Source organism: Arthrobacter sp. ATA002 (assembly GCF_026898095.1).
GTDB lineage: Bacteria > Actinomycetota > Actinomycetes > Actinomycetales > Micrococcaceae > Arthrobacter_B.
On record NZ_CP114015.1, the window covers coordinates 2,910,274 to 2,932,918 of the forward strand.

At 68.3% G+C, this 22,645-nt stretch carries 17 protein-coding genes, 3 pseudogenes and 1 riboswitch; of the genes and pseudogenes, 5 read left to right on the forward strand and 15 right to left on the reverse strand.

All coding sequences use genetic code 11. From position 1 onward, the window contains the following. Nucleotides 1-19: 19 nt before the first annotated feature. The 3 genes and pseudogenes from OL239_RS14390 to OL239_RS14400 form a co-directional block, all read right to left on the reverse strand. Nucleotides 20-1,302 (reverse strand): annotated as a pseudogene (locus tag OL239_RS14390) (deoxyguanosinetriphosphate triphosphohydrolase). Nucleotides 1,303-1,308: 6 nt separating this feature from the next. Then, nucleotides 1,309-2,481 carry a tRNA dihydrouridine synthase DusB gene (dusB, locus tag OL239_RS14395; protein ID WP_268909477.1) on the reverse strand — a complete coding sequence of 391 codons (1,173 nt, stop codon included), beginning with the start codon at nt 2,479-2,481 and terminating at the stop codon, nt 1,309-1,311. A 495-nt stretch (nt 2,482-2,976) separates the two neighbouring features. Further along, nucleotides 2,977-4,422 (reverse strand): YibE/F family protein, encoded by a 1,446-nt coding sequence (locus OL239_RS14400; RefSeq protein WP_268909478.1) that lies wholly within the window; start codon nt 4,420-4,422, stop codon nt 2,977-2,979. A 250-nt stretch (nt 4,423-4,672) separates the two neighbouring features. On the opposite strand from OL239_RS14400, the gene OL239_RS14405 reads away from it, so the two are divergent. Next, nucleotides 4,673-4,825, forward strand: coding sequence for a hypothetical protein (locus OL239_RS14405; RefSeq protein ID WP_268909479.1), 153 nt, complete (start codon nt 4,673-4,675; stop codon nt 4,823-4,825). Here the strand turns inward: OL239_RS14405 and OL239_RS14410 are convergent. The 3 genes and pseudogenes from OL239_RS14410 to OL239_RS14420 form a co-directional block, all read right to left on the reverse strand. Next, on the reverse strand, nt 4,822-5,730 hold the full coding sequence (locus OL239_RS14410; protein ID WP_268909480.1) for a GNAT family N-acetyltransferase: 909 nt from the start codon (nt 5,728-5,730) through the stop codon (nt 4,822-4,824). The two genes, OL239_RS14405 and OL239_RS14410, sit on opposite strands and share 4 nt — an antisense overlap. Continuing rightward, a complete protein-coding gene (locus OL239_RS14415) occupies nt 5,730-7,118 on the reverse strand; it encodes a glycine--tRNA ligase (RefSeq protein ID WP_268909481.1) in 1,389 nt (462 codons plus the stop codon). Before OL239_RS14415 ends, OL239_RS14410 begins: the two co-directional genes overlap by 1 nt. 382 nt (nt 7,119-7,500) lie before the next feature. Continuing rightward, nucleotides 7,501-8,405 (reverse strand): annotated as a pseudogene (locus OL239_RS14420) (DMT family transporter). A gap of 137 nt (nt 8,406-8,542) precedes the next feature. Between OL239_RS14420 and OL239_RS14425 the strand changes: the two are divergent. Then, complete coding sequence (locus OL239_RS14425; RefSeq protein ID WP_268909482.1) at nt 8,543-8,773, forward strand: RNA-binding S4 domain-containing protein; 231 nt, start codon at nt 8,543-8,545, stop codon at nt 8,771-8,773. Nucleotides 8,774-8,822: 49 nt separating this feature from the next. Here the strand turns inward: OL239_RS14425 and OL239_RS14430 are convergent, their stop codons facing one another. After that, nucleotides 8,823-9,473, reverse strand: a complete 651-nt coding sequence (locus OL239_RS14430) for an alpha/beta hydrolase (RefSeq protein ID WP_268909483.1) — start codon at nt 9,471-9,473, stop codon at nt 8,823-8,825. An 89-nt stretch (nt 9,474-9,562) separates the two neighbouring features. Between OL239_RS14430 and OL239_RS14435 the strand changes: the two genes are divergently transcribed. After that, on the forward strand, nt 9,563-10,444 hold the full coding sequence (locus tag OL239_RS14435) for an SGNH/GDSL hydrolase family protein (RefSeq protein WP_268911780.1): 882 nt from the start codon (nt 9,563-9,565) through the stop codon (nt 10,442-10,444). Between the two features lie 91 nt (nt 10,445-10,535). On the opposite strand, the gene OL239_RS14440 is transcribed toward OL239_RS14435, so the two are convergent. The 3 genes and pseudogenes from OL239_RS14440 to OL239_RS14450 all read right to left on the reverse strand — a co-directional run bounded on the left by OL239_RS14440 (nt 10,536) and on the right by OL239_RS14450 (nt 13,525). After that, nucleotides 10,536-10,979 carry an SRPBCC family protein gene (locus tag OL239_RS14440; protein WP_268909484.1) on the reverse strand — a complete coding sequence of 148 codons (444 nt, stop codon included), beginning with the start codon at nt 10,977-10,979 and terminating at the stop codon, nt 10,536-10,538. A 91-nt stretch (nt 10,980-11,070) separates the two neighbouring features. After that, nucleotides 11,071-12,195, reverse strand: a complete 1,125-nt coding sequence (metX, locus tag OL239_RS14445; protein ID WP_442864309.1) for a homoserine O-acetyltransferase MetX — start codon at nt 12,193-12,195, stop codon at nt 11,071-11,073. 14 nt (nt 12,196-12,209) lie between these two features. Next, nucleotides 12,210-13,525 (reverse strand): annotated as a pseudogene (locus OL239_RS14450) (bifunctional o-acetylhomoserine/o-acetylserine sulfhydrylase). A 69-nt stretch (nt 13,526-13,594) separates the two neighbouring features. After that, nucleotides 13,595-13,711: riboswitch (SAM riboswitch) on the reverse strand. Between the two features lie 235 nt (nt 13,712-13,946). Between OL239_RS14450 and OL239_RS14455 the strand changes: the two are divergent. Together OL239_RS14455 and OL239_RS14460 are read left to right on the forward strand one after the other, a co-directional pair. Beyond that, nucleotides 13,947-14,597 (forward strand): VOC family protein, encoded by a 651-nt coding sequence (locus tag OL239_RS14455; RefSeq protein WP_268909486.1) that lies wholly within the window; start codon nt 13,947-13,949, stop codon nt 14,595-14,597. A 221-nt stretch (nt 14,598-14,818) separates the two neighbouring features. Next, nucleotides 14,819-15,793 (forward strand): hypothetical protein, encoded by a 975-nt coding sequence (locus tag OL239_RS14460; protein ID WP_268909487.1) that lies wholly within the window; start codon nt 14,819-14,821, stop codon nt 15,791-15,793. A 140-nt stretch (nt 15,794-15,933) separates the two neighbouring features. Here OL239_RS14460 and OL239_RS14465 read toward each other — a convergent pair whose 3' ends face one another. The 5 genes from OL239_RS14465 to OL239_RS14485 form a co-directional block, all read right to left on the reverse strand. Next, nucleotides 15,934-17,610: a glycoside hydrolase family 2 protein gene (locus tag OL239_RS14465; protein ID WP_268909488.1), complete on the reverse strand. Its 1,677-nt coding sequence runs from the start codon at nt 17,608-17,610 to the stop codon at nt 15,934-15,936. A 236-nt stretch (nt 17,611-17,846) separates the two neighbouring features. Continuing rightward, nucleotides 17,847-18,578 carry a CPBP family intramembrane glutamic endopeptidase gene (locus OL239_RS14470; RefSeq protein WP_268909489.1) on the reverse strand — a complete coding sequence of 244 codons (732 nt, stop codon included), beginning with the start codon at nt 18,576-18,578 and terminating at the stop codon, nt 17,847-17,849. Between the two features lie 117 nt (nt 18,579-18,695). Continuing rightward, nucleotides 18,696-19,949 carry an imidazolonepropionase gene (hutI, locus tag OL239_RS14475; RefSeq protein WP_268909490.1) on the reverse strand — a complete coding sequence of 418 codons (1,254 nt, stop codon included), beginning with the start codon at nt 19,947-19,949 and terminating at the stop codon, nt 18,696-18,698. Beyond that, entirely contained in the window at nt 19,946-21,337 is a 1,392-nt protein-coding gene (locus OL239_RS14480) for a formimidoylglutamate deiminase (RefSeq protein WP_268909491.1), read from the reverse strand. The genes hutI and OL239_RS14480 overlap by 4 nt, the downstream gene beginning before the upstream one ends. Next, entirely contained in the window at nt 21,334-22,644 is a 1,311-nt protein-coding gene (locus OL239_RS14485) for an allantoate amidohydrolase (RefSeq protein ID WP_268909492.1), read from the reverse strand. The genes OL239_RS14480 and OL239_RS14485 overlap by 4 nt, the downstream gene beginning before the upstream one ends. Nucleotide 22,645 lies beyond the last annotated feature (1 nt).

The following is a 22,645-nucleotide window of genomic DNA, read 5'->3' on the forward strand; positions in this document are numbered from 1 at the left end:
AGAAACCGTCCCTGCGGGCCTACCAGAGTGCCGGAACGGGACCCACGAGCCGTTCGTGCAGGGCCAGCGCCGAGCCGTCCGTCAGTGATGCCACCTGGTCCACCACCACCCGCAGACGCGCGCCGTCGTCGTCGGCCTCCCGCCAGTCCGCGGCGAACATCGGCTCCAGATGCCGGTCCCCGTGGCCGACAGCTGCGCCACCAGGCCGGTAAGGATTTCGCGCTGCCGCTCATAGAGGGGCTGGCGCTGGTCGGTGGTCATCACGAACGTGGTGGCCAGGCCCTTCATCACGGCGATCTCCAGCTTGGTGTCCTCCGGAACCACCATTTCCGCGTGGTAGCGCGTCAGTGGCTCGGTGCCGTAAATGCCGCGGGTGGCCTCGAGGGCACTGTTGCAGAACCGCCCGATCAGCTGGCTGGTCATGTCCTTGAGCGCGGCCATCGCCTTGCGGCTGCCGTCGGATTCGCGGACCCAGACGGGGTCGGATTCCAGCCGCTTGAGCGCCGCTTCGATGGCCGCGCCGTCGGTGCCGGGCAGGTACCACTGCTGTGTGTAGCCGATGACGCGGGCACGCTGGTCGGGGTTGTCCAGCCACTTGAGCTGCACATGGCCGGCCACGATCGCGTCTTCGACGTCGTGCACCGAATAGGAAATGTCGTCGGCCAGGTCCATCACCTGCGCCTCAAGGCAGGAGCGGCCGGCGGGAGCGCCGTCGCGCAGCCAGGTGAAGACGGGCAGGTCGTCGTCGTAGACACCGAACTTGGTGGTGCGGTGGCCGTTGACCAGTGGCGCGTCGGTGATCGGCCACGGGTACTTGCAGGATGCGTCCAGGGAGGCGCGGGTCAGGTTCAGGCCGGCCGGACCGCCGTCGGGCGCGATGATCTTGGGCTCCAGCCGGGTCAGCAGGCGCAGGGTCTGCGCGTTGCCCTCGAACCCGCCGATGGCGTGGGCAATGTCGTTCAGCGCGGTCTCGCCGTTGTGCCCGAACGGCGGATGCCCCAGGTCGTGCGAGAGGCAGGCGGCGTCGACGACGTCGGGATCACACCCCAGCGCATTGCCCAGTTCGCGGCCCACCTGGGCCACCTCCAGGCTGTGCGTCAGCCGGGTCCGGACAAAGTCGTCGGTGTCCGGAGCCACGACCTGAGTCTTGGCCCCCAGCCGGCGCAGGGCCGAGGAGTGCAGCACCCGCGCACGGTCGCGGCCGAACTGGGTGCGGTTGGTGTTCTTGGCAGGCTCGGTGACCCATCGTGCAAGGTCAACATCGGTATAGCCTGCGGTGGAGAAAGCCTGCGGAAAGGTCATGGGTGTCTAGCCACCTGAAATGTTGAGTTCGGCTGCGGAAATGACTGACTTCTGCGCGGCGTTGAGCTCCCGCGACTCCAGCCAGTTTTCCGGCAGTGCGGTCTTCTTGGGTGATCCGGCGCGCCCGCGGGGACCCTCAGCGTCGGCGCCGGGGTACGGCGCTTCGGGATCGAGCTGGTCCAGCAGTCCGCGCAGGACTTCGAGCGTGGGCACGGTGGCCAGCTGGGCGCGCAGGTCACCACCCACAACATAGCCCTTGAAATACCAGGCCATGTGCTTGCGGATGTCCCGCAGCGCCATCATTTCGCCGCCGAACGTCTCCACCAGCAGTTCGGCATGCCGGTACACGCTCTCGGAGACTTCCTTCAACCCCGGGCGGTGCCGTTTGTCGCTGCCTTCGAAGGCGGCCTGCAGGTCGCCGAAGAGCCAGGGCCGGCCCTGGCAGCCGCGGCCAATGACGACGCCGTCGACGCCGGTTTCGCGCACCATCGCAATGGCGTCCTCGGCGGACCAAATGTCGCCGTTGCCCAGCACCGGAACATCCGGCAGGGCTTCGCGCAGTTCGGCGATCGCGGACCAGTCAGCCTTGCCGGAATAGAACTGGGAAGCGGTGCGTCCGTGCAGGGCGACGGCGGCGACGCCGGAGTCCCGGGCGATGCGGCCGGCCTCCAGGAAGGTCAGGTGGTCCTCGTCGATGCCCTTGCGCATTTTGATGGTCAGCGGGACGTTGCCCTTGGAGGCTTCCTTCACGGCTGTCTGCACGATCGCCTTGAACAGGTCCAGCTTCCAGGGCAGGGCCGAGCCGCCGCCCTTGCGGGTGACCTTGGGGACGGGGCACCCGAAATTCAGGTCGATGTGGTCAGCGCGGTCTTCCTCAACAAGGATGCGAATGGCTGCACCGACAGTCACGGGATCCACGCCATAGAGCTGGACAGAGCGGACCTTTTCGTCGTCGTCGTGCTCAATGATGCGCAGCGATTCCGGCGAACGCTCCACCAGGGCGCGCGACGTAACCATTTCCGTGACGTACAGGCCGCCGCCGTATTCGCGGCACAACCGCCGGAACGCCTTGTTGGTAATGCCGGCCATGGGGGCCAGGATTACCGGCGTGTCCACGGTGATGGGGCCTAGCTGCAGCGGGGGCAGCTCGAGCTTGAGTTCTGGGGATGAAACAGTCACACCCCCATTCTCGCAAGCCGGTGCAAATCCTGCTGCGGCTGTGGGTTCAGCTTGCGGGCTTCGGCGTGTGGATCGGGGTTGGGTCGGCGTTGCCGCCGCTGGGATTGCGCCGGGGATGCCGCCGGCGTGGCCCTGAAGTGGGCTCCACCGCGAGCGGCCGGGCCGAAACCGGGCTCCCCTAGGGGCGGCCTCTACCCGTAGTACAGATAACGGGCTCATTCGGGCGCGATAAGCCCGTTATCTGTACTACCGGCCCGCGATAAGCCCGTTATCTGTACTAGCGACCTCCTCCTACCAAGCACTCGGCCACAACGGTCCGCACGAGGAAACCGCCGGAGGCGTGCGTCAACAGAGGAAACGCTCCGAACGGGCTGATGATCCCCGCTCCCGCCCGGGCAGGTCCGTAACCCCCGGTTCAGGCTGCCATCGCCGCGACAGAGGACGACGACGGCGGACCCGCGACAGAGGACGACGACGGCGGACCGGCGTCGGCGGTTAGGGCCGGTTGCGCAGGGACCGGCGGGTGACGGGTGCCTCTTGTGCGCCGGTGATACCGGGGGCGTGCGGGTCCCTGGGTGCGTCCGGCGCGGTCTCCGCCTGTTGCTGCCCGGTCGCACGGCCGGACACGGAAACGAGCTCGGTCTCGTTGTCACTGGCATCCGGACCGCCGTCCGGACCGCCGTCGGACCCGTCAACGGCCGCAGTCCGGGGCACGCCCTTGATCCCGACGGCCTTGACCACCAGCACGGCGATTGCCGTAGTCACCGGGATGGCCAGCACCAACCCGATGGAGCCAACCAGGGTGCGAATCACTTCCTCGGCCAGTTCCCCGCCGGTCAGGCTGTCCAGGAATGGCCGGTCGTACAGCGAGACCAGGATGAGCACCGGCAGGGCCGCCCCGGCATAGGCAAAGGCAATCGTGTAGACCGTGGAGGCGATGTGGTCCCGGCCCACCCGCATCGCACCGGAGAACAGTCGCTTGGCACTGGCACCGGGAGCCAGTTCGTACATTTCCCACACCGCCGAGGACTGGGTGATGGTGACGTCGTTGAGCACACCGAGCCCCGAAATGATCAGCCCACACAGGATGATTCCCGAAACCGAGATGCTCTCCGAGGAGTTGATGAGCGTGTACGCGTTTTCGTCGTCGACCCCCACCAGATGCGCGGCGTCGGTGGCCCAGGCCGCCAGACAGGCCGTGATCGAGAGGCCGAACAGCGTCCCCAGCAGGGCCGTGGAGGTCCGGGCCGTGAAGCCGTGGGCGAAGTACAGCACCCCGAACATGATCACGCTGGAGCCAACCAGTCCCAGCAGCAGCGGCGGCTGGCCCTCCACCAGCCCGGGCAGGATAAAACCGGCCAGCACCGCGTAGGCCCCGGCCAGGCCCACCAGCGCGCGCAGCCCGCGCCAGCGCGCGACGGCGACCACGACTCCCGCGTAAAGCACGGTCAGCGCGGCCATCGGGACGGAACGGACGAAGTCCACGAAGACGTACGGCGGGGCTCCCCCGCCGCCCTGCATCACGGCCTCCAGATTCAGGTAGCGGATGCTGTCGCCGGCCTCGATGGCATCGCCCTTGGCCACTTCCGGCGGAACCTCCACTTGGATGGTGGCTCCCCCGGCGTCGGGAACCGTGTACGCCACGAGGCACTGCTGGGCGGTTCCACCGGCCTCGACCAGTGCCGCCGAGGACGGGCAGTCCTCCTCGCTGACCCGCTGGACGGTGCCGGTGTCGAAGGTCACGCCGTCAGCGGTGGCGTACGGGTCGGCGACGGTGACGGTGCTGCGGTCCCCCGTGGGCCACATCAGCAGCATCGCCACCAGCGCCAGCAGCCCCAACGGCACCAAGATGCAGGTCAGCAGCAGGTTTGCGCGGCGCCGCGCGGCCAGCGCCAGCGGGGACGGCGGCTCATCGGAGTGCGGGGAATGGCTGTGTCCCATGGGGTCCTTCGGCCTAGGCGCTGAGCTGCGTCCGGTGATACGGACGCAGGAAACACGGTCGGCATCATTGTCCCAATGGACCGCCGTTGTCCCAAAACGCCTGATGCCTTGCCGGAATCTCTCGTACAGATACCGGGCCTTAATGTTCCCCATAAGCCCGTTATCTGTACGACGGATGCGGGCCGGAACTCCATAAGCCCGTTATCTGTACAACGGATGCGCCTGTCTGCCCATATACGGTGGCAGACACGTGCACCGGGCCGCCGGAACCGCACCTCCGACGACGGCGGGCGCGGCCCCCGAAGGAACCACGCCCGCCGTCGTCGTCACCGCTGTCCTCGGCGCCGTCGTTGTCCCGCTGCGCCGCCGGAAGACCTGGCCGCGGCAGCAGCAACGGATTTAGGTGCTGACGATTTCCGTCGCCGGCCCCACTTCGCGGGCCGCGCCCTTGTCCAGCAGGGCCTGGATGATCCGTGCCACGGGCTTCATCGACTCGTCGACTTCCAGCTGGATCGGATACTGGTGGGTCAGCAGGGCCAGCAGCGATTCCAGGGCCGCTTCCGCCTCGGACTGTTCCAGCGCCGGATCGTAGCCCAGGAACACATCAGCCGGCTCGTCGGTGCGGTTCTGCGTGTAGCTGACGGCAAAGGCGGCGATCTTGCCGCCCTGTGCCTTGGGTGCGTCACGCAGCACGACAGCGCCGGCGGCACCGGTGGCGTCGTTGAGCAGCATTTGCTGTGCCCGCCCCAGCGTCATTTCCGACCTGTCCCAGCCGTGCACTCCGTTGTAGAACTCCATCACGGCGGCGGTGAGTTCCACCGATCCGGTGGCGGCCTCGTCCAGCTGCGGCCCGGCGTCGTCGGTGAACACCGGCAGGCTGATCCGCCCCGGTTCCACCACGACCACGCGGGAGCGCTGGATGCGGGAGAAGCCGGCCGCCTCGGCAAAGGCGGCCCCGGAAGTGCCCGGCTCCACCTTCGCGCGGAGGGCGGTCACGCCCGACGGCGCCGTCTCGGCTTCCTTGCGCAGCATGGCCAGCAGGGTGGAGCCGAGGCCGGCTCGCCGGTTTTCCCGGGCCACCTCCACGTACGCCCAGAGCCGGTCCGGATGCAGCGAGGTTTCGTAGACGACGCCGGCGGCGACCGGAATACCGTCATCTTCAGCCACGATGCAGCGGCTCCAGGGCTCGTTGGACGAGGGCCGCAGGACCGCCCGGAACTGGCCGGACTGCACCGTTTCCGGATCGCCCCACAGCTGATTCAGGGCCAGGTCATCATCTTCGCGCCATTCGCGGAACGTCAGGGCCATTACGCGCCGATCAGCCGTTCCGCGAGGTAGCCCTCAACCTTGTCCAGGCTCACCCGCTCCTGGGCCATGGAGTCACGCTCGCGCACGGTGACGGCGGAGTCTTCGAGGGTGTCGAAGTCCACGGTGATGCAGAACGGGGTGCCGATTTCGTCCTGGCGGCGGTACCGGCGGCCGATGGCGCCGGCGTCGTCGAAGTCGATGTTCCAGCTGCGGCGCAGCTGGGCGGCGAGGTCCTTGGCCTTGGGCGAGAGGTCCTCGTTGCGGCTCAGCGGCAGGACCGCAGCCTTGACCGGAGCCAGGCGCGGGTCCAGCTTCAGGACGGTGCGCTTATCGACGCCGCCCTTGGCGTTGGGGGCCTCGTCCTCGGTGTAGGAATCCACGAGGAACGCCATGAAGGAACGGGTCAGGCCGGCGGCGGGCTCGATCACGTACGGGGTGAAGCGCTCGTTGGTGGCCTGGTTGAAGTAGCTCAGGTCCGTGCCGGAGTGCTTGGAGTGCGTACCCAGGTCGAAGTCGGTGCGGTTGGCGATGCCTTCGAGCTCGCCCCACTCGGAGCCGGCAAAGCCGAAGCGGTATTCGACGTCGGTGGTGCCCTTGGAGTAGTGGCTGAGCTTTTCCTTCGGGTGCTCGAACAGGCGCAGGTTCTCCGGATCGATGCCCAGCTCGGTGTACCAGTTGAACCGGTTTTCAATCCAGTATTTGTGCCATTCCTCGTCGGTGCCCGGCTCGACGAAGAACTCCATTTCCATCTGCTCGAATTCACGGGTGCGGAAGATGAAGTTGCCCGGCGTGATTTCGTTGCGGAAGCTCTTGCCGATCTGGCCAATGCCGAACGGCGGCTTCTTGCGCGAGGTGGTCAGCACGTTGTTGAAGTTCACGAAGATGCCCTGCGCGGTTTCGGGGCGCAGGTAGTGCATGCCCTCTTCATTGGCGACCGGGCCCAGGAAGGTCTTGAGCAGGCCGGAGAATTCCTGCGGCTCCGTCCACTGGCCCTTGGTGCCGCAGTTGACGCAGGAAATGTCGGCCAGGCCGTTTTCGGGTGCGTGGCCCTTCTTTTCCTCGTAGGCCTCTTCGAGGTGGTCGGCACGGTAGCGCTTGTGGCAGCTCAGGCACTCCACCAGCGGATCGGAGAAGACGTCAACGTGGCCGGAAGCTTCCCAGACCTGGCGCGGCAGGATGACGGCCGAATCCAGCCCGACGACGTCGTCGCGCCCGCGGACCATGTGCTGCCACCACTGCTTCTTGATGTTTTCCTTGAGCTCGACACCCAGGGGCCCGTAATCCCAGGCGGACCGGGACCCGCCGTAAATCTCACCCGACTGGAAGACGAACCCCCGGCGCTTGGCGAGGGAGATGATCGGATCCAGTTTGGATTTGGTCGAAGCCATGGAATGGTACCGCCGTTCTTTCGTGTCTGCGCAGGCCGCTGGGTGCGGTCCGCTTCCGGTCCCGCCCGCAGCCCAGCCGGCAGGTTGCACGGCGGGGACTGCAGGGGCAAAAAAGCTACAACTACCAGCTTAAGCTCAGCCGGCCCAAACACTGGCACCGGCGCTGCCCGCAAAGGAGGGACCGCGCCGAGTGTAGGAATCACGCGGCTTCCTCACACCGAATGACGCACTAATGCCGCAAAAGCACGACCGAAACCGCATCGTCCCGACAGTCGACGGGGCAAGCCGCATCGTCCCGACACTCGACCGGGGCAAGCGGCATCATCCCGACAGTCGACGGGGCAAGCGGCATCACCCCGACACTCGGCGGGACGGCGCCGCATCACCGGCGGCGCAGCACTCCGGGAGTGTTCCACGGCAGGGTCGCGAGCACAATGGCGGCGAGGGTCAGCAGGGTTCCCAGCACAGTTGCCGCCACCACCACAGAGCCCGGCGCCGGGAGGAGGATGTCCAGCAGCAGCGATCCGATCAGCTGGCCGCCGATCAATCCCAGGCTGGTCAGCAGCACCCCGAGGCTGCGCACCAGAAGTGCACTCAGCCCAATGAAGATGCAGCCCATCGGGCCGCCCAGGTACAGGTACCACTCCCCGGGAGCGGCTGCCCGAACCCCGAGACCGCCACCTTCACCAGCCAAATCAGGCCGAGCACTACCGTGCCGCTGATAAAGTTCACCAGCGTCGCGGTGATCGGAGTGCCGTAGTGCATCCCGGTGGTGCCGTTCATGGCCTGCTGGAAGCTCATCAGCATGCCCGCCGTCAGGGGCAGCAGTACCGGAAGGAGCAGGTCGGAGGCGCCGGATGTTCCGGCAAGTTTGGGGCTCACCGCCCAGGCGACGGCGGCGATGGTCAGGACAGCGCCCACGACGCGCATAACGGTCAGTGCCTTTTTGCCGGCCGGGCCAATGCCCAGGCGGTCCACCACCAGGCCGGTTAGTGTCTGGCCGGCGACGGCGGCAACCGTGAACACCGCAACGCCCAGGACGGCGACGGTCAGGGTTTGGGACAGCACAAAGTAGCCGCCGATGGCTCCGGCCAGCACGTAGTAACGGGGAAACCGGCGTTCGCGCAGGGCCGGCAGCAGCTGGGCAGCGCCGGCACGGCCGCGCGGCAGCAGCACCGAAATCAGGATCATGACCACCAGCCCCACCGAGAAACTGACCAGCGCGGCGGCCAGGCCGTCATCCAGCCGGGCGCCGAGTGCACCATTGACGCGGGACTGGACGGGCATCGCGGCCCCGGCAGCGATAGCCAGGGGAAGACCGATGAGGGGATTGAATCGTACGGCGTTTGGCACGCCCTTACCCTACGGCAGGGCCGCGCCGCTTCCGGCATCGGTGACGGGACTTGTCGGGCAGAATGGAAGGTATGAGTTCCCCCGATCCCCAAGACCTGCCCATCCGCGACGACATGATCCGTCTGGGCCAGCTGCTGAAGCTGGCCGGCCTTGCCGAAGACGGCATCCAGGCCAAGCAACTCATCGAAGACGGCCTGGTGAAGGTCAACGGCGAAATCGAGGAACGCCGGGGCCGCCAGCTGCATCCCGGCGACGTCGTCTCGGTGAACGGCGAAGCGGTACGCATCGTTACAGAGGGTTAGCCCCGCCGCGGCGCGGCCAAGACATTGGGCGGCGCCGCCGTCGGGCCCCTCAGCCCTTGAGCACCATGTGGGTGAGGAATTCCTTCACATGTCCAAGCTCCTGCATGTTAATCCCGTGACCCATGTTCGAGTACAGGATCTTGGTCAGCGCGGTGTGCTCGTTGAGCCAGGCATGCGTGAACTCGATCCGCGGCGCATCGATCACGGGATCAGCCTGGTCCCGGCCCCAGAAGAAGGGCACCCGGCCGGCGGCGAGTTCGCCGTCCTTGAAGAACGGATTCCCGTCCGACGGCACCACGAACCCTGACAGCCCGACGACGGCGGCGAAGTCCGCGGGCCGGTGCCGCAGCAGGGTGCTCGCCACGGCCATCCCCATCGAGAAACCGAGCAGGGACACACTGCTGTGGACGCCTTTGACGCCGTCCAGCCAGTCGGAGACATCGGTCACGGCGTCGACTACGCGCTGCACGGAGAAATCGGGCTCGTTCATCAACGGGAACCAGGTATAGCCGGGGCCCTGGGCCTGCGGTGCACGCACTGACGCGATGGTGAACTCGGACGGCAGGTGGTCCGCCAGTCCCATCAGATCTTCCTCGTTGGCGAGGTAACCGTGGAAGAGGACCAGCAGCGGCGTTCCGGCACGCTCGGCTTCCGGCTTCGACCAGAGGACAGTGGGGTTCCAGGGAGCTGTTGTAGGCATGATATTCATTCTGGCACGGCCGGTTCCCGAACCTACGGTCGCGTAGCCCGGGGCCTCCTTGGCAGGATGGAGCGGTGACTTCTCCCTCGATGCCCCAGGACAGTTCTTCCCCTTCCGCGGCGGCTCCGGCCCAAACGGCTGCCGCGCCCGGTTCCGCACTCGAAGAGCAGGCGGGCCATCCCTGGAGAAGGTACGTCGCCCTCGGCGATTCCTTCACCGAAGGAATCGGTGACCCCAATCCGGAGAGCCCCGGCGGTCACCGCGGCTGGGCGGACCGGGTGGCGGAGGAGCTGGCCCGTGACCGGGAGAACTTCGCTTATGCCAACCTCGCCATCCGGGGACGGCTGCTGGATCAGATCATCAATGAGCAGTTGCAGCCCGCACTGGACCTGAAGCCGGATCTGGTCACGATCTGCGCCGGCGGGAACGATGTCATCCGGCCCGGCGGCGACCCCGACAGGCTGGCCGAAAAGATGGACGCCGCGATCGCACAGCTGGCGGGAAGCGGCGCCACAGTGGTGCTCTTCACGGGCCCCGATCTGGGCACCACCCCGGTGCTGGGCAGTGTCCGGGGACGGGTGGCTGTTTACAACGAGAACCTGCGGACCGTCGCCGCCCGGCACGACGTCGTCATCGCCGACATGTGGGCGCTGCGGGAGCTCAGCGCCCGGGACATGTGGGCGCCGGACCGGCTGCACTTTTCACCGCTCGGCCACCACACGATTGCGGCCATGGTGCTGGACACCCTCGCCGTCCGGCACACCCTGGAGCCGCTGGAACCCAAGCCGCTGCCGCCGAAAAACTGGCGCACCGCACGCACCGAGGACCTGACCTGGGCGCGCGAATACTTCATGCCGTGGGTGGTGCGCCGGGTGCGGCACCGCTCCTCCGGTGACGGAATCGAGGCAAAGCGTCCCGTGGCCGGGCCGATTTTCGGCGGCCCCGGAATGCCCCCGGGCTCGGCCGACTAACGCACCGCACGCCCAAGACGCCGGTCCAAAGGCAGCGGGGCCAAGCGCGCCAACCAAACCAGAGCGGCCGCGCGCCGATGAGCAGCCGCTGTCAGGCCCGTGATCCGCTTTCCGCCAGCCGGATGAGGGAGGCCAGATGGTCCGCCCAGTCCCCGGTGTGGCTGCGGGCCACCTCGTCCCCGTCCACCAGCGTGCCCAGGCCGCTTTCGGTGATGACGACGTCGGTGTAGTCGGTGTCGGCATCAGGACCAGGTACCGCATCCAGCAGGAAGCTCACCACTGTATGGGCGTTCCAGCCGGGTTTGGTCCAGCGGAAGGACAGCAGCCTGTCCCGGGCGACCGCCAGCACCGTCCCCGTGGCCCACTGCCCGCCGTCGTCGTCCGTGCCCTCCGCCGGACGCCCGCTCAGCGGAGCCCCGGGGCTGGGGGTGAAATCCATTCCTGGCCACCACGCGGCCCGGTTCTCCACCAGTGCATGCCAAAGCTCCGCCGGCGGACACTGGGCCTGCCCCGCGATCCGAATTGAATCACCCATGACAGTGTTCTTCCACGGCCGGCCCGCCTTGGCAAGAGCAGCCGCACCGCTCCAACTGCTGCAGCGCTGCTCCGGAACGGCTAAGGCGCACTCACTCCGGCCCGAAGAACCGCGTCCGCAGCGGACCGCCGATCTGCTCGACGTCGGTCAGGAAGCCATCGTGGCCGATGGGCGCCTTGATCGTGTGCACCCCAACGCTGCCGGGCAGGGCCGCAGCCAGCGCCTCGGACTGCTGCGGAAAGTAGAGCCGGTCAGAATCGACGGCGGCAATAAAGAACTCCGCGGTGGCCCCGGACAGTGCCTGCCGCAGGGAGCCGCGGCCGCGGGCGACGTTGTGGCTCATCAGCGCTTCGGTCAGGACCAGATAGCTGTTCGCGTCAAAGCGCTCCACGAGTTTGCTCGCCTGGTGGTCAAGGTAGCTCTCCACCGCGTACCGGCCCCGGGCTGCCGGCAGCACGGAGCCCAGCGGATCCTCCCGCGGCTGGGGCTGCTGCCCGAACCGGTATTCCAGTTCCGGCTCCGAGCGGTAGGTGATGTGCGCGATGCGGCGAGCCAGGCCCAGGCCGGCGGCCGGCGCCGTCCCGTTGTAGTAGTCGCCGCCGTTGAAGTTCGGGTCCAGCCGGATGGCCTCGAGCTGCGCCTGGCCGAAGGCTATCTGCTCGGCCGAGCTGGCGGCCGTGCAGGCAATCACGGCGCAGCGCCGCACCCGCCCGGGTTCGGTGACGGCCCATTCCAGGGCCCGCGCGCCGCCCAGTGACCCGCCCAGCACCGTGTGCCAGGACCGGATGCCCAGCTGGTCCGCCAGCCGGGACTCGGCGCGGACGGAGTCGCGGATCGTGACGAACGGAAACCGCGACCCCCAGGGCAGGCCCTGCGGATCGGCGGAAGACGGTCCGGTGGAGCCGTAGCAACCGCCGAGCATGTTCACGGCCACCACGAAGAACCGGTTGGTGTCCACGGCTTTCCCGGGTCCCACCAGATCGTCCCACCATCCGTCCTCCCCGCTGCCGCCGCGGGCAACATGGGTGCTGCCGGTGAGGGCATGGGCAATCAGGACCGCATTGGATGCGTCCTCATTCAGCGTCCCCCACGTTTCATAGGCGAGGGTCACCTCCGGCAGGTGCCCCCCGGTTTCCAGGTCCATGCCGCCGATCCGGGCATGCCGCAGCACCCCGTCCCGGGCAGGGGCGGGGTGCTGCGGCACCGTTGACGGCAGGGTCACGCGGATCGCTACGCTCCCTTGGCGGCGCGGAAGCCGGCGTCAAGGTCGGCAATGATGTCGTCGATGTGTTCAATCCCGACGGACAGCCGAACCAGGCCTGGGCTGACCCCTGCCGCCAGCTGGGCTTCAGCGCCGAGCTGGCTGTGCGTGGTCGACGCCGGATGAATCACCAGCGACCGGACGTCACCGACGTTGGCCACATGCGAGTGCAGCTCCAGCGCATCCACAAAACGCTTCCCCGCTTCGATGCCGCCGGCAATGTCAAAGGACACAATGGCGCCGGTGCCGCGCGGCCCGTACTTGCGGCCGCGCTCGAACCACGGACTCGACTCCAGGCCCGCATAGGCCACGGAGACGACGTCGTCGTGCGCCTCGAGCCAGCTCGCGACCGCGACGGCGTTGGCCACGTGCCGCTCCACCCGCAGGCTCAGGGTTTCCAGGCCCTGCGCAATGAGGAACGCGTTGAACGGGGACACCGCCGAGCCGAGGTCGCGGAGCAGCTGCACCCGTGCCTTGAGGACGTAGGCCAGATTGGCGCCCAGCACGCCGTCGGCCCCCAGGTCACGGGCATAGACCAGGTCGTTGTAGCTCTCGTCGGGGGTGTTGAAGCCGGGGAATTTCCGGGGTTTGCACCGAAATCGAAGTTGCCCGAATCGACGATGACGCCGGCGATGGAGGTCCCGTGGCCGCCGAGGTACTTGGTGGCCGAGTGCACCACGATGTCCGCACCCCATTCGATCGGGCGGATCAGGTAAGGCGTCGAAAGGGTGTTGTCCACGATCAGCGGCACCCCGGCCCCGTGGGCGACGGCACTGATGCCCTCGATGTCCAGCACGTCCTGGCGCGGATTGGACACCACCTCCCCGAAGAACGCCTTGGTGTTGGGCTGCACAGCAGCGCGCCACTGGTCCAGATTGTCCGGGTCCTGGACAAATGTGGTCTCGATGCCGAACTTCTTCAGGGTGTGCTTGAACAAGTTGTAGGTGCCGCCGTAGAGGCTGGGGCTGGCAACAATGTGGTCCCCGGCTTCCGCCACATTCAGGACCGCGAAGGTCTCGGCGGCCTGGCCGGAGGCAAGCAGCAGCGCCCCCACGCCGCCCTCCAGCGACGCGATCCGGTTCTCGACCGCTTCCTGGGTGGGGTTGCCGATGCGGGTGTAGATCGGTGCCAGCTCGGCCAGGGCAAACCGGTTGGCTGCTGCTTCGGCGCTGGGAAAGACGAACGACGTCGTCTGGTAGATCGGCAGCGCCCGGGCGCCGGTGACGGCGTCGGGCTCCTGTCCCGCATGGATCTGCCGGGTTTCGAAGGACCAGTTTCCTGACATGCCATTGCTCCCTTGTGACCAGGGGCCGCACCGAGACTTCTAGCCGGAAAAGAGCCGGCAGCCACGTGTGACCCGCGCTTGCCGTACGTCCGTTTGACGTACAGCCAGGTCTTCACCCGGGGCACCCCACCGCGGTTGGAGGGTTGCCGGCCAGCAAGCCGGGGCTGTCTGCTGGCACTCATGACCTATCCCCTATGAAAACGGATATGCGTGCGCCCTGCAAGGTCTGTGACGGTTCATTTCCCGGGGCCGCTGCCGCCCCGGCGTTTGCCGCGCACCGGGGTCCGCCGTCCCTGAGCGTCAGGTCTGGGCGGGTCCGCACCGGTGGGAAATAGGTATCTTTAGGGCCGGGAACGGCGAAAAGACGCAGTTAGGGTTACCTTGGTCGAGAGGTCGATCACAACGTGCCATTATGGGCCGCATGCGCTTGGACCATGTATCTTATGCCTGTGAATCCGACGGTCTTTTGGCCACGACCGAGAGGATTGCCTCCGCTCTGGGAGCAGACTTCGTCAAGGGCGGTGTGCACCCGCGTTTCGGCACCCGCAACATGATTCTTCCGCTGGCAAACCACCAGTATGTCGAGGTGGTGGAGGCACTGAATCACCCGGCATCGGACAAGGCTCCGTTCGGGCAGGCCGTGCGCCAGCGTTCCGAATGCGGCGGCGGCTGGATGGGCTGGTGCGTTGCCGTGGATGATCTCAAGCCCTTCGAGGAGCGCCTGGGCCGCGAGTCGGTCCCGGGCAACCGCAAGTTTCCCGACGGCCAGGAACTCACCTGGCGCCAGATTGGGATCAACGGCCTGATTGCCGATCCCCAGGTGCCGTACATGCTGCGCTGGGACGACGGCACCGAGCCGCTGCATCCTTCCGCGGCCCTGCCCGGCATGCCCGGCGCCGTGAAGCTGAACTCGCTGACCATCGCGGGGTCCGCTGACCGGGTTGCCCAGTGGCTCGGCACCCCGGTAGAAGAACCCCTGGAAAATGTCGGTGTCACCTGGATTTCCCCCAAGGGAACGCCCGGCATCATGTCTGTCACGTTCGACACGGCGAACGGTCCCGTGGAGATTTAGTTCCTGCAGTCTGCCCCTCCGCTTTGGGAAATCCCGGTCACTCTGGGAAACCCCTCCGCTTTGGGACATCCCTCCGCTCCGCCGCGGCAGGGATTTCCCAACCGGTCGATTTTTCCCAAACCGGAGGGGAATCGGGCGGATTCGGCAGACGACGGCGGAGAGTTCTCCACAGATTGATCATCGCACTGCCGGTTGGGTTCCTTTCTGTCCAGCCTTGAGGGATGAACCCTGCCTTTCTTTACGCGTCCGACGCCGAGACCTACGGTGAGGGCCGTCGTTCCCTCGCATTGCGCTGCCGGTCAGGTGAGCTGATCCGCGTCCGCAGCGGCGTGTACCTGCCGGCGGACGCATGGCAGCAGCTGCCATCCTGGGAACAGCACCGGGCACGGATACTTGCCACTGCGCGGCAGGGACAGAGCCAGCGCATCCTGATCCAGCAGTCTGCAGCGGTTTTCTGGGGGCTGCCGGTCATCGGCACGGAACCGGAGGTCATGCTGCTGGCAGTGCATCCATCTCACGGCAGGCGCCGTGGCGGCATTCGCTGGGCGGAGCGGCAGTTGCTCGAGCCCGTGACGACCCAGGCAGGGGTAACGCTGACCTCCCGTGCGCAAACGGCCCTGGATATGGCTGCACATCTGGAATTCGAACGCGCCGTTCCGGCCATGGACCGCGTGCTGCTGCCCGATTCCACACGGATGCAGCCGGCGCTGGGGAAGACCAGGCTGCTGGAACTCTCCGAAGCACTGCCGTCCCGAGCCAGACGAATGAGGGCCCGGCGGGTAATTGACTTCGCCGACCCCGCGGCCGAATCCCCCGGTGAATCCTATTCCCGGGCCATGCTGCACCGGCATGGCTTTCCGGAGCCGGAGCTGCAGCGGGAGTTCATTACACCGGGCGGGCGGTTCCGGACCGACTTTTACTGGGAGGAACAGGCCCTCGTCGGGGAGCTCGACGGCTCGGTCAAGTACGGCGGGAGCGGGGCGGTGCTCGCTCCCTCGTGGGAGACCCTAAGCAGGAGAAGCGGAGGGAGGATGCCATCCGCGCCACCGGCGTCGGATTTGTCCGCTGGTCCTGGGGCGATATTGGGAAGCCTCCGGATCATCCGGACGGACTTGTGCAGCGGCTGGTGCGCGCAGGACTGCCCCGCGCCCACACGCGCACCGCCCGGACCGCCCGCTGAATGTCCTCGACCCTGATCCCGCCTCCGCTCAGGGAAATCCCTCCGTTTTGGGACATCCCTCCGGTCCGCCGCGGCAGGGATTTCCCCAACCGGTCGATTTTTCCCAAACCGGAGGAAAACGGAAAGCCCGAGGTTCAGCGCGGCGTCAGCACACGGTCAGCAACCCCCGGCGGCCCGAAGGAGCCGGGCGTTGACGTCCCGCAGCGTATCGGCGTCGATCTTCACCACCCGCCGGTCGTACGTGAGCAGCCCGTTGACTTCGTCCTCCACATCGGTGAGCTGGGTGTAGACCGTCGCTGCCAGGCCGTGCTGCACCGCGGGCTCGATCTGCCGCCGGTGCAGCTTGTCATACGCCTGCCGCAGGGCTTCCGGAGTCTTGAAGCGCCGGTATCCGAATTCCTTCTCGTTGAAGGTGTGGCCCGGTATGCGCAGGCTGTACCCGCCGTATTCGGAGAGCACGACGGCGCGGCCGTCCCGGAGCCAGTCCGTGCGCAGGTGAAAGGGGACAAAGTACACATGCACACTCTTCAGGTCTCCCCCGCCCTGGTCGTGCCAGCCGCTGGCGTGGTCGATGCTTCGGCTCGAATCCAGCGAGCGCAGCAGTTCCGTGGCGGCATTCGCGTCGAACTGCCCCCATCCCTCGTTGAAGGGCACCCACACGGCAATCGAGGTGCTGTTGCGCAGCAGCTCGACCGTACCGCGCAGCTCCGCGAGAAACGCGTCCCGGCCCTCGTCGTCGGCCCGTCCGAAGGCGGCGTAGTCGCCGTCGTCGCGGTGCCGCGCTCCCACGGCGGGCGCTGTCACCACCGCGTGCCGGTAGGAGCGGCCGCCGTTGACCAGGTCCTGCCACACCAGCATGCCCAGCCGGTCGCAGTGGTAGTACCAGCGCAGCGGCTCCACCTTGATGTGCTTGCGCAGCATGTTGAAGCCCAGGTCCTTCGCGGCCTGAATGTCGTACGCGAGCGCCTCATCCGACGGCGCCGTGTACAGCCCGTCCGGCCAGTACCCCTGATCCAGCAGCCCGGCGTGAAAGTACGGTTCGCCGTTGAGCAGCAGCCGGGCGTGGCCCGCGTTGTCCCGGCCCACCCCGAACGTCCGCAGCCCGGTGTAGCTGCGCACGCTGTCGATCTCCTCGTTCCCGGCGCGCAGCCGCACGTCCAGGTCGTACAGGAACGGATCCTCCGGCGTCCACAGGTGCGGATCCGGCACCGGAATCGTCACCTCCTCGCCGGGCACGACGACGGCGTCCGCCAGAGTGCGCCCGCCGGCGGACACGGTGATCACCGCGGTCAGGCCAGCCCGGCTGTGATCGCCGTGTCCGCCCGGAGCGCCACCGCCCGCAGCGTCGAGGTTCCCCGTGTCGAGGTTCCCCGTGCCGCCGTCCAGCAGCACGGTCACGGCCACCGAGTCCAGGGACGGCACCAGGACCAGCTGCGAGATGCTCGTCCGCGGGACCGATTCCAGCCAGACCGTCTGCCAGATGCCCGACTGGGAGGTGTACCAGATGCCGCCGCGGTCCAGGGTCTGCTTGCCGCGGCTGTGATATCCGGTGTCGCTGATGTCGCGGACCCGGACCACGATTTCCTGCTCGGCGCCGGGAACCAGCGCGTCGGTGATGTCCAGGGAGAAGGGCAGGTAGCCGCCGTCGTGCCCGCCCACGTCCGTGCCGTTGACCGTGACGGTGCAGCTCTGGTCCACCGCGCCGAAGTGCAGCAGCACCCGTTCACCCGCAAATCCGGCCGGCAGCCGGACGGAACGCCGGTACCAGAGCAGCTGCTGCGGCTGGAGCTGCCGGCCGACACCGGAGAGCGGCGCCTCGGGCGAGAACGGCACCAGGATCTTCCCGTCCCACTCCCCTCCCCCGGGGCCTGGTCGCGGCGGGCGGAGGTGATGGCGTACTCCCAGTAGCCGTTGAGGTTCAGGTAGCTGTCCCGGGCAAGCTGCGGGCGGGGATACTCCTGCAGCACGGAGTTCGGATCCAGGGCTGCTCCCCAGGGGTCGTCAGTGTCACGGGGCGGTGTTCTCCTTGGTTGGCGTTTCGGGCAGGCGGGACAGAACGGGTGCCGGCATCAGTCGCCGATGCCGATGGCGGAGCCAAAGAGCGCGAAGCCCACAAACCCGGCAATGTCCACCAGGGCGTGGGCGATGACCAGCGGCATGACCCGCCGGGTCTTGACGTAGGCGTAGCCGAACAGCAGTCCCATCAGGAAGTTTCCGATGCCGGGACCGATGCCCTGGTACAGGTGGTAGCTGGCCCGGATCAGCGCCGAGGTGAGAATGATCGCCGGGGTTCCCCAGCCCAGCTGCCGCAGCCGCAGGAACAGGTAGCCCACCACAATGACTTCCTCCAGCACGGCGTGGCGCATGGCGGAGAGGATCAGCACCGGCAGCGTCCACCAGTAGGTGTCCAGCGCCGCCGGAACCAGGGCCGTGGTGATGCCCAGGGCCCGGCCCGCGGCGTACACGCCGAGGGTGCCGACGCCGATCACCGCTGCCAGGGCCGCGCCCAGGCCGAAGTCGCGCAGCGGTTTTTCGAAGGTGAACCCGATCCGCCGGAACGCGGATTTTCCCGGCTCCGTGAGCAGGTACAGGACCAGTGCCACGGGCAGCAGGGAGAAAAAGATCCCCAGCAGCTGATAGGTCAGATCAAACCAGGGGTTCTCGTCCAGCACCGGGTTCAGCGTGGTGGTCTGCCCGGCGAGCGGGCCTTCGGTGGCCTTTTCCAGCAGCTCGACGACGGCGTAGACGCCGGAGCGGCCCAGGGACAGTCCCAGCACAATCAGGATTTCAAAGACCAGCATCTTCCGGGCCCGCGGGTCCAGGGAACCGGCGGAGGCGGGAAGGGGCGGCGCGCATGGTTCCCATTGTGCCGGATGCCGGCGCCGGGCGGCGGCAGAAAACGGGGAAGCCCGGAACCGTCAGCGCAGGCGCTGCCCCGCCCGCCACACCGCGCCGGTCAGCGGCATCCCCGGCCGGTACGCCAGGTGCGCGGCCGAGGGCGCGTTGAGCAGCTGCAGGTCCGCGCGGTGTCCGGCGGCGAGCGAGCCCACTGCCCGCTGCCCGTCCCGGTCCTCTCCCGTGTGCACCCGCAGGGCCAGCGCGCCGCCGAAGGTTGCGGCCCGGACGGCTTCGGCGACCGTGAGGCCCATCTGCAGCACCGCCGTGGCCACGCAGAAGTTCATGGAACTGGTGTAGGACGTGCCGGGGTTGCAGTTGGAGGCCAGCGCCACCTGCACGCCGGCGTCCAGCAGCTTCCGGGCCGGGGCAAGCGGCGCCCGGGTGGACAGGTCGCAGGCCGGCAGGCAGGTGGCCACCGTGCCGGGGGTTCCAGCCACATCCCACCCGGTCCAGGTACCCGCGAGGGCCGCGACGTCGTCGTCGGTCAGGTGGTTCACGTGGTCCACGCTGGCCACCCCGAATTCCACGGCCAGGCGCACGCCGGCGCCGGGGCCCAGCTGGTTTCCATGCACCCGCAGCCCCAGCCCGGCGTTCCGGCAGGCCTGCAGCACCCGCCGCGACTGGTCCTCGGTAAAGGCTCCCCGTTCGCAGAAGACGTCGGCCCACTGCACGTAGGGCAGCACCGCGGCGAGCATGTCGGTGCACACCAGGCCGGTGTATTCCTCGGCGTCCATGCCGGCCGGGACCAGATGGGCGCCCAGGAACGTCACCTGATCGGCCACGCCGGCGGCAATCCGCGCGTGCCGCTGCTCCTCCTCCACGTTCAGCCCGTATCCGGTCTTGGTTTCCAGGTAGGTGGTGCCGCCGGCAGCGGCTTCGGCGGTGCGGGCCAGCAGCAGCCGGATCAGGTCATAGTCCGAGGCGGCCCGGGTGGCTTCGGTGGTGACGGCAATGCCGCCGGCGGCGTAGGGCTGCCCCGCCATCCGCGCTTCGAACTCCGCGCCGCGGTCGCCGGCGAAGACCAGGTGCGTGTGCGAATCCACCCAGCCGGGCAGCCCGGCCCGCCCGCCGGCGTCGACCATCTCGTCGGCGGCCGGCGCGTCGGAGGCAGCGCCGATCCAGCTGATCCGTTCGCCCTCGAACACCACGGCCGCGTTGCGCAGCACGGCGGCTTCGGCCCCCTCGCTGTAGTCCTGGGTGGAGAGTTCGCCGATATTGGTAATCAGTGTTGATGCCGGCCCGGCCGGGGTGCGGGATGCGGTTGCTGCGCTCATTGATCTTCCGTTGCGGTGGTGTGTTGGAGGTTGGCGGCGTCCATGACGGCGACGGCGGCCAGCAGCAGCGCGGCAGGGTCGCCCAGGAGGGCGTGCCGGCCGTTGCGGGCCACGACGCGGCCGCCGATGACGACGGTGTGCACGTCCGACGCGGTGGCAGCAAGTGCCAGCTGTCCGGGGCGCGAGCCGGCGGTGCGGATGGTGTTGGGGTCCACTGCCATGAGATCGCAGCTGTTCCCCGGAGCCAGTCCCGGTGCCCGGCGGCCCTGGGCGGCGGCCCCGGCGCCCGACGCCGCCGCCAGCAGCTCGGCCGGACTGAAGCTGCCGCGTTTCCCGGAGCGGAGGCGTTCGCCGTGTTCCAGCGCCCGCATCTCCAGCCAGGGGTCGACGACGGCGTGCTGGTCGGTGCCCAGCGCAATCCGGGCTCCAGCGTCGCGCAGCTGCGCCGCGGGATCAATTCCGTCGGCCAGGTCGGCCTCCGTGGTGGGGCAAAGCACTACGGTGGCGCCGGCATCGCCGAGGACGGTGATGTCCTCCCCGCTCAGGTGGGTGGCGTGGACCGCGGAGAGCCGCCGGGTGGCCAGTCCGTGTTTGGCCAGCAGCCGCGCCGAGGTGAGGCCGGAGGCCTCCAGGCAGGCCTCGTTCTCGGCAGGCTGCTCGGAGAGGTGGATGTGCAGCGGCAGGTCGGCGGGGAGCTCCCGGGAGATTAGCGCCAGCTCGTCCTCCGGAACGGCGCGCACCGAGTGCAGTGCCGCCCCCACGCTGACCTGGGCCGGATCAAACTCCCCGGCAAACGCGGCGCGCAGGGAGGCCAGCCGCTGCAGCCAGGCGGCGCCGTCGCGGTCGCCAAACCGCAGCTGCTCCCCGCGGAGCGGGGCATTGAAGCCGCCGGCCAAATAGCAGGTGTCCAGCAGGGTCAGGCGGATGCCGGCAGCGACGGCGGCCCGCGCCAGCGCCCGCTCCATGGCGTGCTCCGGCGCGTAGGCGCTGCCGTCCGGCCGGTGGTGCACATAGTGGAACTCCGCCACCGACGTCCATCCGGTGACCACCATTTCAGCGAACACGGCCGTGGCCAGCTGTTCATACAGTTCCGGCGTCAGGGCGCCGGCGGCGTCGTACATCTGCTCCCGCCAGGTCCAGAAGCTGCCGGGGCCTCCGGCGTGCGTGCGGCCGCGCAGGATCCGGTGGAAGGCATGGGAGTGGGCGTTCGACGCCGCCGGGAACGTCACGCCGGGCAGCCGGCAGTCCCCCTCCCGGGCCGGCACTCCGGTTTCCGTCCGCGTCACCGTGCCTGCGGCGTCGGTCTCCAACCGGACACCGGCAGCAACGACGCCGTTCACCCAGCCCTGCTCACACCAGAAGGACGCCTGCCGTTCCGGCGCGCTCACAACAGGTCCTGCAGCGCGTCGGCCAGCGCGGCGACCCCTGCCTCGGCATCGTCGTCCTCCACGTACTCCTCCGGCGAGTGGCTGATCCCGGAGGGGTTGCGGACAAACAGCATGCCGGTGGGCACCCGGGCGGCCAGCACTCCGGCGTCGTGTCCTGCCCCGGTCGCCAGGACGGGCGCGCCGGGCACGGTGCGGGCCACGGACTGCTCAAGCGAGCGCTGCAGGGCGGCATCGAAGGAGACGGTCCCGGAATAGGACTCCTCCGTCAGGTGCACGGAACAGCCTTCCATGGCGGCAATCCGCTGCGCCTGACCGTGGAATTTCTCCACCAGGGCGGCCGTCACGGCGTCCTCGGGATGGCGGACGTCCAGCCAGAGGTCCACCCGGGAGGCGATGACGTTGGTGCCGCCGGGAACCGGTTCCAGGCGGCCCACGGTGGCCCGGGCGCCGGACTGTGCGGCGGCGGCCTGCCGAACGGCCACAATCAGCTGCGCTGCCGCGACCATGGGATCGGCCCGGTCCGCCATCAGGGTGGTGCCGGCGTGGTTGCCCTGCCCCGTGATGGAAAACCGCCACCGGCCGTGACCCAGCACGGATCCGCCCACGGCAACGGCCGGTCCGCGTCCGGCAGCGTCCATGAACTCCTCCGTGTTCAGGCCGCGACCCTGCTCCACGTGCAGTTCCACAAAATCCCCGATGCGGCCCAACGCCGCCTCGTCCCGGCCCATGCGGTCCGGGTCCAGTCCATTGGCGCGGGCGACGTCGGCAAAAGTGTTACCGTCGGCGTCGCGCAGGGCCAGCGCCCTGGCCGGCTCGATGGTGCCGGCCAGCAGCCGGGAGCCAAGACACGCCACACCAAAGCGCGATCCCTCTTCTTCCGGGAACACCGCGACGGCGAGGGCCCGGTTGCGGACCAAGCTGCCCGCCTTTTCCCGGGCCTGCAGGAGATCCACGGCCGCCAGCGCGCTGGCCACGCCAAGCGGTCCGTCAAAGGCACCGCCACCCGGCACGGAATCCAGGTGCGATCCGGTCACCAATGCGCCGCGGCGCTCTGCCTCCGGCGACAGTTGACCGCCGGTCTCCCCAGATGATCCGCCCGGCAGGTCCCACCAGGCCCACAGGATGCCATTGGAGTCGGATTCCACGGCGAGCCCGCGCCGGGACGCCTCGGCGGTGAACCACTCACGCAGGTCTCTTTCCGCGGCGGAGTACACCGGGCGGGAGTAGCCGCCGCGGCGTGCATCACGGCCGGTGTCTTCGATGGCGGCCAGCAGGAAGTTAACGGGCGAAGCGGGTGTCGGGTGCATG

Coding starts and splice junctions, on each gene's coding strand:
- OL239_RS14400 (WP_268909478.1), bottom strand. CDS start 4,422: ATGGGACACAGCCATTCCCCGCACTCCGATGAGCCGCCGTCCCCGCTG.
- OL239_RS14410 (WP_268909480.1), bottom strand. CDS start 5,730: ATGGCCCTGACGTTCCGCGAATGGCGCGAAGATGATGACCTGGCCCTG.
- OL239_RS14415 (WP_268909481.1), bottom strand. CDS start 7,118: ATGGCTTCGACCAAATCCAAACTGGATCCGATCATCTCCCTCGCCAAG.
- OL239_RS14425 (WP_268909482.1), top strand. CDS start 8,543: ATGAGTTCCCCCGATCCCCAAGACCTGCCCATCCGCGACGACATGATC.
- OL239_RS14430 (WP_268909483.1), bottom strand. CDS start 9,473: ATGCCTACAACAGCTCCCTGGAACCCCACTGTCCTCTGGTCGAAGCCG.
- OL239_RS14435 (WP_268911780.1), top strand. CDS start 9,563: ATGCCCCAGGACAGTTCTTCCCCTTCCGCGGCGGCTCCGGCCCAAACG.
- OL239_RS14440 (WP_268909484.1), bottom strand. CDS start 10,979: ATGGGTGATTCAATTCGGATCGCGGGGCAGGCCCAGTGTCCGCCGGCG.
- OL239_RS14455 (WP_268909486.1), top strand. CDS start 13,947: ATGCGCTTGGACCATGTATCTTATGCCTGTGAATCCGACGGTCTTTTG.
- OL239_RS14460 (WP_268909487.1), top strand. CDS start 14,819: ATGAACCCTGCCTTTCTTTACGCGTCCGACGCCGAGACCTACGGTGAG.
- OL239_RS14470 (WP_268909489.1), bottom strand. CDS start 18,578: ATGCTGGTCTTTGAAATCCTGATTGTGCTGGGACTGTCCCTGGGCCGC.
- hutI (WP_268909490.1), bottom strand. CDS start 19,949: ATGAGCGCAGCAACCGCATCCCGCACCCCGGCCGGGCCGGCATCAACA.
- OL239_RS14485 (WP_268909492.1), bottom strand. CDS start 22,644: ATGCACCCGACACCCGCTTCGCCCGTTAACTTCCTGCTGGCCGCCATC.